The following is a 12,815-nucleotide window of genomic DNA, read 5'->3' on the forward strand; positions in this document are numbered from 1 at the left end:
GGGCAAATTCCAGAACAAAAGGAACATGTTCCGCTCTCAAAGGAGCATGCTTGCGTCTGTCTGACCAGTAAAACTGATCGATTCTGGAAACTTTTCTGCGTTACGTTTTAAATCAGACCTTAAAACGTATTACGCTTGATACTTTTTAATGATCAAAGTGGCGTTAGTTCCACCAAAACCAAAACTATTAGACATTACCGTTGTAATCGCTTGGTCTCGTTTTTCAGTAACGATATCTAAACCTTCAGCCGCACTATCAAGTTGTTCAATATTAATACTTGGTGCAATAAAGTCATTTTCTAGCATCAGTGTGGAATAAATTGCTTCGTGAACACCTGCCGCCCCTAGCGCATGACCCGTCATCGCTTTTGTAGCTGATATAGCTGGGCTATTTCCACCAAAGACTTCTTGAATCGCTTCAAGTTCTTTACCATCACCAATTGGTGTTGACGTTCCGTGAGTATTTACATAATCAACACTGTCTACATTTTGCATTGCGTCTCTCATACAACGCGCTGCACCTTCACCAGAAGGGGCGGTCATGTCATATCCGTCAGAAGTCGCCCCATAACCTACTATTTCTCCGTAGATTTTTGCACCACGAGCAAGCGCGTGTTCTAACTCTTCAACCACAACGATACCGCCACCGCCAGAAATAACAAATCCGTCACGGTTTGCATCATAAGTACGTGAAGCAAGTTCTGGAGTTTCATTGTATTTAGTCGACAATGCACCCATTGCGTCAAACATCATCGTTTGGCTCCAATCAAGCTCCTCACCACCACCAGCAAAAACAACATCTTGTTTGCCTAACTGAATAAGTTCAACTGCATGACCGATACAGTGTGCAGAGGTTGCACAAGCTGAGCTCATGGAATAGTTCACACCGAGGATTTTAAAGGGTGTGGCTAAACACGCTGATACAGTAGAAGACATGGTACGAGTGACCATATAAGGCCCAACTCGACGTACCCCTTTTTCTCTAAGCGTATCGACAGCAACCGTTTGGTTTAATGCAGAAGCACCACCAGAACCAACGACTATCCCAGTGCGAATATTGGATACTTGATCGTCAGCTAATTTCGCATCATCAATGGCTTGTTCCATAGAAAGGTAAGCGTAAGCGGCTGCATCACCCATAAAGCGCATTTTTTTACGGTCGATATGGTCTGCAGGTTTAATTTTGAGATCACCCCATACTTGAGAACGTAACCCCATTTCTTTGAACTGTTCAGATTCGTTGATACCTGATTTGCCTGCTTTAAGAGATTCTAAAACCTCTTCAACGTTATTACCGATACTTGATACGATACCCATACCAGTGATGACAGCGCGTTTCATTTTGTATTCCTATAATATTTAAAATCTTTAATATAACGGTACGATAATACCCAAGTTGACCAACAAAAGTGGTCAGCTTTCCCATAAAAACGTACAATTCAGCTTTATTTTAGACCAACATTAAGCCAAACAGTTTAAAACCATGACATCTATCACAAATGCTCACCTCGAGTGGAATGAGGTCGGAACACCTGTTTCGGGACAATTCGACGATGTATATTTTTCCAACGCAAGTGGATTAGAAGAATCACGTTATGTATTCATCCAACAAAATCATCTCCCAGAAAGATGGCAAACATATGACCAACGCCGTTTTGTTATTGCTGAAACTGGATTTGGCACAGGTTTAAACTTTCTAGCAGTATGGCAGCAGTTTGAAAATTTTCGAGCTGAATTTCCAAATGCACCAGTAAAAGAACTCCATTTCATCAGTTTTGAAAAATTTCCATTAAATATAGATGATTTAGTCAAAGCACATCAAGCCTGGCCAGAACTGGCAAGCTACGCTAAACAGTTACAAGATTGCTATCCTATTTCTGTCCCTGAATGCCATCGACTCATTTTTGCAGACGGTGCGGTCACGCTCGACCTTTGGTTTGGTGATATAAAAGATTGTATGCCTTTAGTCGCGACCAATTCACAAGGGATCGTGGATACATGGTTCTTAGATGGTTTTGCACCAAGCAAAAATCCTGAAATGTGGAATCAGACTCTATTTGACAACATGGTAAAACTTGCCAAAAAAGACTGTTCTTGCGCCACCTTTACTGCCGCGGGCTTTGTCCGTAGAGGCCTTATTGAAGCGGGCTTTAACATGGAAAAAGTAAAAGGCTTTGGTCAGAAAAGAGAAATGCTGGCTGGTAAATTAAATTTCAAACAGCCTTTTACCAATATTAAACCTTGGTTTGCGAGGCCGACGAACGATAACGTTGATGATGTAGCTATTATTGGCGGTGGTATTGCCAGTGCAGCTCTGGCTGCAACGTTATGCCGCCGAGGCGTCCATGTCACCTTGTATTGCCAAGACGAGCACGTTGCTCAAAATGCTTCAGGAAATAAACAAGGAGCGCTTTACCCTCTATTAAATCGTGATCACAGTGGTGCATCCAGAATTTTCGCACCTTCGTTGCTGTTTGCTCGACAATTTTTTGACCACTCAGCTCAGCACATCGATTTCGATCATGATTGGTGTGGCGTAACTCATGTTGCTTGGAGTGATAAAGCTCGTAAACAGCTCGAGAATATATTGCTAGGCAATTATGTAAAAGAGCTAGTTACTGCTGTTGATAGTAAAGAAGTGAATCAACTTGTCGGACTACCAACTGACTTAGACGGAATTCATTTCCCTCTAGGCGGATGGTTAAACCCACAACAATTCACTCAAAATTTAGTTGATTTTTTAGTGAAAAATCAAAAATTAACCTTAGTGACAAATACAGAAATAGGACAATTAGAGCGACAAAATGGCTGCTGGGCATTATCTGGTACAAATAACCAAACTCAACATGATGTGCAGTTCCAACATAAAGTGGTCGTTGTTGCTAATGGTCACAAAGCGAACCAGCTGTCTCAAACCGCCAATATTCCGCAATCCCCCGTTAAAGGGCAAGTAAGTCATGTACCAACGACAGATTCGTTAAAAAAACTGAACACGGTACTTTGCTACAATGGCTATATGACGCCACATAACCCCAATACACGACAACATTGTATTGGCGCTAGCCATGATCGGAAAAATATCGATTTTGCTTTCGATGCGCAAGCACAGCAAGAAAACGCCGACAAATTAGTCCGAACCTTACCAGACAAAAGCTGGGTCAAAGAAGTCGATATAACAACGCATCAAGCCAAACAAGGCATACGCAGTACTAGTCGAGATCACCTACCATTCGTTGGTAATGTCTGTGATTTCGAAGCCGTTAAACACGACTATGCTACGTTGCGTGACAACAAGGACGTTGGCACAGTAGCTGATTATCCTGATTTGTATTGTTTTTTAGCATTAGGGGGCAGAGGACTGTGTTCCGCACCGTTAATGGCAGAGGTATTGGCATCTCAAATTTGCAACGACCCATTACCATTACCTATAGATAGTTTAGAGCATATCCATCCGGCAAAAATATGGGTGCGTAAACTTCTGAAAGGCAGACCAGTCAGTAAAGAATAATAGCCAATGTTTAACTAAGAGAAAAATATCCCTAAAAAACAAAACCTCATCGTATAAAATTTATATGATGAGGTTTTTCTATGGCACAATTTACTATGTGCGATCGCCAGAATAATTGCGGCTGCGCCATGAGCCAGTAATAAAGCGTTAACTTCTAGGCACCAAATCTAACGATTAATGCCGAGTAGTCTACTTATTAATACCGAGTATTGGCATGTTCGTACAGCTCTTCATATTCAGTCGCTGTAAGATGCCAAGAAAAATCGGTACGCATTCCATTAATAACCATTTTTTCAAAAGCAGGCTTATCGTTGCTGTAAATCGATGCAGCCCAACGCATTGTATCCCTAAGCGCCGCTGGATATAAATCATAAAACTTAAACCCTGTCGCGCTATCTAATTCACTGGCCGAATAATTGTGTACTGTATCTTCTAAACCACCTGTTGACCGCACAATAGGAACCGTTCCATATTTCATGCTGTACATCTGATTCAAACCACAAGGTTCATATCTTGATGGCATCACAAACAAATCAGCACCCGCTTCAACCATATGAGCTAACTTATTACTGTATCCAATAAATGCAGCAAATTTATGTGGGTATTTTTCCGCGTAATCAGCCAACGCCTCTTCTTGCCAACGTTCACCAGATCCAACAATAACAAACTGAACATCATCATGCTCTAGCATGTCATGTATGCATTCAATAAACACATCTAAGCCTTTCTGTTCAGCTAAGCGAGACACGACACCATATAATGGCACATCAGGTCTTATTTCTAGGCCAAATTCTCTCTGTAACTCTTGTTTACACATCGCTTTGCCGGATAAATCTTGATAGGAATAAGTTTGCGGCAAATACTGATCGGTTTCAGGGTTCCATTCTTGAGTATCAATGCCGTTAATAATGCCACGTAATTTACCTTTAACCGCTTTGTGCTGAAGTGCATGGTCCAAATTGAAACTGTATTCTGGCGTTAAAATTTCTTCTGCATAAGTAGGGCTAACGGTTGTGACCATATCCGCGGTCAATATCCCTGCTTTTAAGAAGTTGAGTTGATCATGAAACTCCAAACACTGAAAGTTAAAATAACTCCAATCTAACCCAGTTAATGGTAAGTTAAATTTATTGAATATACCTTGATAGCCGATATTGTGAATGGTCATAATAGATTTGCTTTCAGCAAAATTGTGGTAACCATTATATAAGTCACTTTTTATATACACATTACACAAAGCAACATGCCAATCATTGGCGTGCAATACGTCAACTTTGATATCAAGTGCTAGTATCGCCTGCATAATAGCTCTAGAGAGAAAGATGAAACGTTGTGCATTATCGGCATATTCACTCCCCGCCCAATCATACAATTTAGGACGGTCATAAAACTTATCATGCTCGATAAAATAAAAAGTTAGATTGTCATTAATTTTATGCTGTCTGATGGATGCCCATTCTTCGTGTCCTTCACCAAAAGGAACACCAAGTAATTCGTAAACTCGCTCAGTATCTTTGCATTGATCGCCCATAACTTGAGGATAATACGGCATGATAACGGATACATTGTGTCCATTTTCTGCCATCGCATACGGCAGCGAATAGGACACATCGGCTAAACCACCTGTTTTCGCATAAGGTGCTGCTTCACTTGTCGCCCAAACTATATTCATACTTTTATAACCTCAAAAAGCTTATGACTTCAAAACTTATGACCTTTAAAATAAGGTTATGCGTTATGAAAAGTCGTTCAATTACAACTAAAAATTTATCAACTCAACATCATTAGTACACTCACCAAACACTTCGGTTTTAGCATAAAGCCATTATCGACTCCATGGCCACTCCGTCAAAACTGCAAAGAGTTACCAATACTTATCAAAAACTTGAATTCCGTTAGGTTTTTATCAAATATACTTACCCAAAGTTCAGGTTGCTTAGGTTAAGCGTTTTTTAATCGCAGCCATAATTCAGCAACAATGGTTCTATCCGCAGGAGACAACTCTGACCGTGCCTCTTCTAAGCTTTGCTCAACCTTGTTCTTAAATAATTCTATATCTGTTATCTCTTCAGCTTCACATTCGGCAGCTGATAAAGAGATATGACCACGCAAATACCCACCAGAAAAAAGCTCGTCATCAGACGCAGTTTCAACCGATGCATCAATCATATCGAGCCATTTTTCTTCATATTCTAATATCATTATATTTCTCTATTTCACTTTGAACTGATTTAGTTCTAATTCAGGAATATTATAAAACTCTCGTAACCTGTTAGATAGTAATTTCACTCGATAAGGCAGACCATCTGCTAAAATAGTCGCAACTTCTTGCTGTACTTTTTGCATAAAAGCGAATCTATCCGGTTCAAAGTCACCTTGTAAATTGTCACAACTGACATTAAAAGGAAAGCCAGCACTCATCGATAGTATCCATTCATAAGCTTGTGGTCTAATTTCTACTTGTTCAAATTTAGCTTGAACTTCGGCTGTTCTACCATCCGGATGATACCAATAACCAAAGTCTTCTAATAAACGACGTTCTGGCCCAGCAACGCACCAATGTGAAATTTCATGTAATGCTGATGCGTAATAACCATGTGCAAAAATAATACGATGATAAGGTACGGTTTCATCTTTGGGTAAATATACCGGTTCATCGGTACCTAACTCTAAACGAGTACAAAACTCGTCAAAAAACGTTTGATTAAATAGAGTGATTAAATCTCGATAGTCATGCGGCATAATTTGGATACTATAAATGAAGGCGTATAAACTTAGAAAATGGCAACTCTAAATAAAAATATTGAGGCCGTTAGGCTAACTAGGTGACATAAACTGGCGACAAAAAACACGTTTAGATCAAACTAAGAACAAGAATCACCCTAGAGATGATGACTCTTGTTCATTCGATTAAATTTCTGGAGTTTCGGTTGTTACGCCGTAATTTTGTCCACGATGACGTAACAGGTGATCCATCACAACAATGGCAAGCATCGCTTCTGCAATAGGAACCGCTCTGATGCCAACACACGGATCATGGCGTCCTTTAGTAATCAATTGAGTTGATTCACCTGCTTTAGTGATCGTTTCACCGGGTACTGTAATGCTCGATGTTGGTTTTAGAGCAATGTTAGCCACTAAATCTTGCCCAGTAGAGATCCCGCCTAATATGCCACCAGCATGATTAGAGGTAAAACCATTCGGCGTTAATGAATCTCGATGCTCACTACCCTTTTGGCTGGCAACTTCAAATCCATCCCCAATCTCGACACCTTTAACTGCATTGATACTCATTAATGCATGAGCAATATCTGCATCTAAACGATCAAAAATTGGTTCACCAAGTCCAACTGGCATATTGGTTGCAACCACTTGCAACTTAGCACCAATAGAGTCACCTTGTTTTTTCAGGTCGCGAATGAGTTGATCTAGTTCATCAACTTTATCAACATCTGGACAGAAAAACGGATTGTTTTCGATTTCATTCCAATCGACTTTATCAATCGAAACCTCTCCCATTTGCGAAAGATACGCGCGAATCTCAATACCGAACTGTTGTTGCAAGTATTTCTTAGCAATGGCACCTGCCGCCACTCTCATGGCAGTTTCACGAGCAGAAGAACGACCTCCGCCACGATAATCACGAACGCCATACTTTTGATGATAAGTATAATCTGCATGCCCAGGTCGAAACTTATCTTTTATTTCAGAGTAGTCTTTAGAACGTTGGTCGGTATTCTTAATCAGTAAACCAATAGAGGTGCCTGTGGTTTTACCTTCAAATACACCAGACAGAACTTGAACTTCATCTGGTTCACGACGAGCCGTGGTATATTTAGAGGTACCCGGCCTACGCCTATCCAAATCCTTTTGTAAATCAGCTTCCGTGATATCTAACCCTGGTGGGCATCCATCAACAATACAGCCAAGCGCTAAGCCGTGGCTCTCTCCAAACGTCGTTACTCGAAAGTGCTGACCTATACTATTTCCTGCCATTGCATCCTCAACGTTTCTCAACTTAAAAAGTTAAGATTTTTCATCTGTAGTTCATACGTTCATGTTCGCTTGATAAGCAAACGTTGTAAACCCTTTAAATAGAAAAAGCGCTCGCCACGAGCAACGTTCTATCGTTTCAGTCAATATTAATCTTGATAAAGTGAAAATTCATCGGAACATTCTATTAATTGTTCACGGGTTAGGGTAAAGACACCATGACCACCGTTGGCAAACTCTATCCATGTGAATGGTATATTCGGGTACTGATCAATCATATGCACCATCGAGTTACCCACTTCACACACTAACACTCCACCTTCATTAAGATATTTAGGCGCATTAGCTAAAATTCGACGAACCAGTTTCAAGCCATCACTACCAGCAGCTAGGCCCAATGTCGGTTCGTGAGAAAATTCTTCTGGCAAACTGTTCATATCTTCTTCATCGACATAAGGAGGATTGGTTACTATTAAGTCATATTTATCCAGATTAGGCAGATCGCGGAATAAATCTGAACGGATAGGAAACACTTGCTGTTCCATGCCATGATCCTGAATATTCTGTTCTGCTACCGCTAAAGCATCGACAGAAATATCGATTGCATCGACTTCCGCATCGGCAAACGCGTGCGCACAAGCTATAGCAATACAACCACTACCAGTACACAGATCTAAAATTCTTTCCGGTGGCGCGGATAACCAAGGCTGAAATTCACTTTCAATGAGTTCTCCAATTGGAGAGCGAGGTACTAAAACACGCTCATCTACAAAAAATTCCAAGCCACAGAACCACGCTTTATTAGTTAAATAAGCGGTCGGTGTTCTTTCATTAATACGCTTAATCACACGGTTCACAATACGGCTTCGCTCGGTGGTTGTTAACCTTGAATTCAATATATGCGATGGCACATCTATTGGCAGATAAAGAGTCGGTAACACAAGTTGAATGGCTTCATCCCATGAATTATCTGTCCCATGACCGTAAAAAAGACCGGCCGCATTAAAGCGACTAACCGTCCAGCGCAGCATATCCTGAAGGGTATACAACTCCGATACCACCTCTTCTACAAAAATCTTATCCAAAATTACCTCCAAAAAGCGCTACAATACTGCAACTAATCATCAGCCTTAATATTATGAGTAACAAAGACCAATTTAGTGACGATGACTTTTCCCTATTCCAAGAAGCGGTAAAGGGTATAAAAAAGTTGCGACAGGATACCATAATCCAGAAACCAAACAGAGAAACTAAACAAAAAGAAGTTCAACGTTTTTTACGTGAAACAAAAGACAACGAATTTTTCTTTTCTGACGAGTTTGTCCCTCACCTTGAAGCAGAAGGACCAACGCGGTATGCCAGAAGCGACGTTTCCAAATATGAACTCAAGAGACTTCGTCGTGGCGTGTACGTTCCGGATGTGTATCTAGATATGCATGGAATGACTCAACAAGAAGCAAAAACAGAACTTGCTGCCATGATTGCACACTGTGTCAAAGAAAATGTGCACTGTGCTAGTGTTATGCATGGGATTGGTAAACATATACTGAAACAAAAAGTACCGATTTGGTTGGCTCAACATCCACAAGTAATGGCGTTTCATCAAGCCCCTCTGGAATTTGGAGGAGCAGGAGCTTTACTCATTTTACTTAGTATACCTGAGAAGTAACAACCTTAACCTCCCTAAAAATGGGAGGTTACTTAGCCTCAATGATTACTCATAACGAATGACTTAATAACCATAAATCAAAGCTACGGATGAATATGCCAAAGCAATTCACCCTTTTGGCTGATAGGATCAAACTCAACACACGCAAGCCCAGAAGTAGGAAACATAGGTGGTGTTAAGCCTTCTACAAATTCCGCAGTCAGATAGCCAACTAGGGGAAGATGTGAAACCAATAAAATCGTTTCAAGCTTCTCTACCTGTGCAAGAGCAGAAACATAAGCCGACGCCTGTTCTGAATTACCATAAGGCGTGATTTCATCATACGTTTCAACTTTGTCAGCATCAAACTGCTCAGAAATAGTCTGCCACGTCTGTTGCGCTCTTATATATGGGCTAACTAAAACTAAGTCGAAATGATTAGCCTCTTGCTTTTCGCAGGCTATTGCTACAGCTGTCGATTGAGAGCGACCGCGTTCGGTCAATTCTCTTTCTGCATCACTCGCTGCATAATGAACGGCCTCACCATGCCGCATTATGAAAATTTTCATTGTCATTCCTTTATTGAGGCGTTCATCTGTCTCAGATTGTCTATGATTTATTGTTAATGCTAGTTTTACCAAAGAACGTGATCTATACAAACTTTAGTAAACAAATAACAGAGCTATACTATTTAGCAAAGCAAATTATTATAAATATATCAATTACCTTAATCAAAAAGTCTGGCATTATAATTTATGGAGTTCAAAATTACGTGAAAAGTGTCAAAAATATCCTTCTCTTTTTACTTGGAGATACCTTGTGCATCTAAGCCCAAATGACAGTAACCAATATCGCTATGTGACGTTAAAAAATGGGTTGCGAGCCCTTCTCATTGAAGATTTCTCCGCCCAGAAATCCGCCGTAGCACTGTCAGTCAATGTTGGACACTACGACGATCCACAAGACAGAGAAGGATTAGCGCATTATCTAGAACATATGCTATTTTTGGGCACAGAAAAATACCCTAAGATTGGTGATTTTCAAACCTTCATTAGTCGACACGGTGGAAGTAATAACGCTTGGACAGGTACAGAGCATACCTGTTTCTTTTTCGATATATCGCCTAAATTGACAGAAAAAGCCCTAAACAGATTTAGCCAATTTTTTATCTCACCACTTTTTAATCCTGAAGCTCTTGATAAAGAACGAAGAGCGGTAGATTCTGAATATCATCTAAAACTTAAAGATGATACGAGGCGTTTATATCAGGTACACAAGGAAGTTATCAATCCGTTGCATCCATTTGCCAAATTTTCTGTTGGTAATAAAGAGACATTAGCCGACCGGAAAGATACCACCATTCGTGACGAAATCATTGCCTTCTATCAACAGAAGTACTCCGCAGATTTAATGACTCTGGCAATTGTTGCCCCACAACCACTCAATGTGATTGAAAAATGGATAACGGAAAAATTCTCGCCAATTAAAAACAAACAATTAGCAGGGAAAAGCTTAACTGAAAACTTGGTTCGTGAGCAAGATAAAGGCATTTTTGTCAGAATTAAACCAATAAAAGATTCCAGAAAACTCACTCTATCATTCAACTTTCCTAGCATGTCTGAGTATTACAGTACCAAACCTTTGTCCTACTTTGCGCATTTACTCGGTTATGAAGGTGAAGGGAGTTTGATGCTTTTTCTTAAACAAAAAAAATGGATTACAGCATTAGCGGCTGGAGGGGGGGTGAGTGGAAGTAACTTTCGAGAGTTTACTATTAGCGTCAATCTAACAGGAAAAGGGCTCAAACAGACCGACCAAGTAATTAAAACCATTTTTGAGTTTATCGAATTAATTAAAATGGATGGCGTCGCTAAGTGGCGATTCGAAGAGAAGCAAGCTGTGCTTGAATCGGCTTTTCGCTATCAAGAAAAAACACGCCCCTTAGATATGGTCAGCCACCTAGTGATGAATCTACATCATTACCCAGAAGAAGATGTCATCTATGGCGACTACAAAATGTCCCACTATGATCAAACATTGTTAACCGCTCAACTCAATTACTTAACTGTAGATAATGCTCGAATTACGCTGGTTGCCGATGATAATAACAAGACAGAGCAAATATTTGATAAACAAGCTAAATGGTATTTCACTCCCTATTCAGTCAAGAAATTTAGTGATGAACAAATAAAATTGTGGACTAAGCCAAGCTTAAATCCACAGTTAACGTTGCCAGAAGTAAACCCATTTATCTGTTATGACCTTGACCCGAAACCATTGGAAAGTGCTTCCATACACCCTACTCTCATTGAAACACAACCGGGGTTTAGGCTTTGGCACCTGCAAGAAACGGAATTTAGAGTACCCAAAGGGGTTATTTATATCGCAATAGATAGCCCTCATGCCGTCTCTACCGCAAGAAAAATCGTCAAAATGCGCTTATGTGTAGAGATGTTTTTAGATTCTCTAGCTAAGCGCACTTATCCGGCGGAAATTGCAGGCATGGGCTATAATATTTATGCTCATCAAGGTGGAATAACGCTTTCTATTTCTGGGTTTACTCAAAAGCAACCTGAGTTACTCGCCATGATTCTTACTCAGTTTGCCAAACGTGAATTCAGTTCTGACAGATTTAAACTGATTAAAAAACAGATGTTACGTAGCTGGAGAAATGCGGCCAAAGATCGGCCTATATCTCAGTTATTCAATGCGATGACCGGATTATTACAACCAAACAACCCACCTTATGCGGCATTGATTGAAGCCTTAGAAACGATTCAAGTTGATGAGCTATCTAATTTTGTCGAAGCACTACTAGCTGAGTTGCATATAGAAATGTTTGTTTATGGTGACTGGGTACAATCACAAGCGATTGCAATCGCAGATACGATAAAACAAGCAATGCGAGTACAAAACCAACAATATGAGGAGTCTCTCAGACCGTTAATTATGCTTGGCGAAGATGGTGGCACATTCCAGCGCAGTGTCGATTGTAATCAAGACGATTCTGCGATTGTAGTTTACTATCAATCTCAAGATACTGGCCCCGACAACATTGCGATGTACACTTTAGCCAACCACTTGATGTCGGCTGCATTTTTCAATGAGATAAGAACTAAACAACAACTTGGTTACATGGTAGGCACAGGTAATATGCCGTTAAATCGTCACCCAGGATTAGTCTTATATGTTCAATCACCAAAATACGCGCCAAAAGAGCTTTTAGCGGCGATTGATGATTTTCTGAATGCATTTTATATGGTTCTGCTGGAACTGAACGAGTCTCAATGGCAAAGCAGCAAAAAGGGTCTGAGAAACCAAATCGCGACACCGGATAATAACTTACGCAGCCGTGCACAACGTTTTTGGGTGGCAATAGGCAATAAAGATCATACCTTTGACCAAAAAGAACAAGTAATACAAAAATTAGATGCTTTATCTAGGGTCGACATGATCCGCTTTGTCGTCAATATTCTAAAACCAAGAACCGCGACCCGCTTAATCATGCACTCGAAAGGTAATAATCACATCAATGCTAACCCACTTAGCGTAGGAACAGAGATTGACTGTATCGAAGCGTTCCAACAACGAACTAAAGATACCGAATTAGGCTAAAGCAAAAAAACGGGCTTAGGTTAGTTACCTTAGCCCGTTTCCAGTTAAAGT

The 12,815-nt window shown here is 40.4% G+C and carries 10 protein-coding genes; 3 read left to right on the forward strand and 7 right to left on the reverse strand.

The genetic code is table 11. From position 1 onward, the window contains the following. Positions 1-129: 129 nt before the first annotated feature. Entirely contained in the window at positions 130-1,341 is a 1,212-nt protein-coding gene (fabB, locus tag R3X26_RS02000) for a beta-ketoacyl-ACP synthase I (RefSeq protein WP_317715435.1), read from the reverse strand. 142 nt (positions 1,342-1,483) lie between these two features. Here fabB and mnmC point away from each other — a divergent pair, with 142 nt between their 5' ends. After that, positions 1,484-3,508, forward strand: a complete 2,025-nt coding sequence (mnmC, locus tag R3X26_RS02005; RefSeq protein ID WP_317715436.1) for a bifunctional tRNA (5-methylaminomethyl-2-thiouridine)(34)-methyltransferase MnmD/FAD-dependent 5-carboxymethylaminomethyl-2-thiouridine(34) oxidoreductase MnmC — start codon at positions 1,484-1,486, stop codon at positions 3,506-3,508. A 196-nt stretch (positions 3,509-3,704) separates the two neighbouring features. On the opposite strand, the gene glgA is transcribed toward mnmC, so the two are convergent. From glgA to prmB, 5 genes are all read right to left on the reverse strand, one after another. After that, the gene (gene glgA, locus R3X26_RS02010; RefSeq protein WP_317715437.1) at positions 3,705-5,180 is read right to left on the reverse strand and encodes a glycogen synthase GlgA; all 1,476 of its coding nucleotides are present in this window, start codon (positions 5,178-5,180) and stop codon (positions 3,705-3,707) included. A gap of 269 nt (positions 5,181-5,449) precedes the next feature. Next, positions 5,450-5,710, reverse strand: coding sequence for a YfcL family protein (locus tag R3X26_RS02015; protein ID WP_317715438.1), 261 nt, complete (start codon positions 5,708-5,710; stop codon positions 5,450-5,452). 9 nt (positions 5,711-5,719) lie between these two features. Continuing rightward, a complete protein-coding gene (locus R3X26_RS02020; RefSeq protein WP_317715439.1) occupies positions 5,720-6,250 on the reverse strand; it encodes an elongation factor P hydroxylase in 531 nt (176 codons plus the stop codon). A gap of 168 nt (positions 6,251-6,418) precedes the next feature. Next, entirely contained in the window at positions 6,419-7,504 is a 1,086-nt protein-coding gene (gene aroC / locus R3X26_RS02025) for a chorismate synthase (protein ID WP_317715440.1), read from the reverse strand. 146 nt (positions 7,505-7,650) lie between these two features. Beyond that, positions 7,651-8,586 (reverse strand): 50S ribosomal protein L3 N(5)-glutamine methyltransferase, encoded by a 936-nt coding sequence (gene prmB, locus R3X26_RS02030; protein WP_317715441.1) that lies wholly within the window; start codon positions 8,584-8,586, stop codon positions 7,651-7,653. 53 nt (positions 8,587-8,639) lie between these two features. Between prmB and smrB the strand changes: the two genes are divergently transcribed. Further along, complete coding sequence (smrB, locus tag R3X26_RS02035) at positions 8,640-9,170, forward strand: endonuclease SmrB (protein WP_317715442.1); 531 nt, start codon at positions 8,640-8,642, stop codon at positions 9,168-9,170. A gap of 83 nt (positions 9,171-9,253) precedes the next feature. Here the strand turns inward: smrB and sixA are convergent, their stop codons facing one another. After that, positions 9,254-9,718, reverse strand: a complete 465-nt coding sequence (sixA, locus tag R3X26_RS02040) for a phosphohistidine phosphatase SixA (RefSeq protein ID WP_317715443.1) — start codon at positions 9,716-9,718, stop codon at positions 9,254-9,256. Positions 9,719-9,968: 250 nt separating this feature from the next. Here sixA and R3X26_RS02045 point away from each other — a divergent pair, with 250 nt between their 5' ends. Further along, positions 9,969-12,764: an insulinase family protein gene (locus tag R3X26_RS02045; protein WP_317715444.1), complete on the forward strand. Its 2,796-nt coding sequence runs from the start codon at positions 9,969-9,971 to the stop codon at positions 12,762-12,764. Positions 12,765-12,815: the final 51 nt, after the last annotated feature.

The sequence above is a fragment of the Vibrio sp. TH_r3 genome, assembly GCF_033101115.1.
Lineage (GTDB): Bacteria > Pseudomonadota > Gammaproteobacteria > Enterobacterales > Vibrionaceae > Vibrio.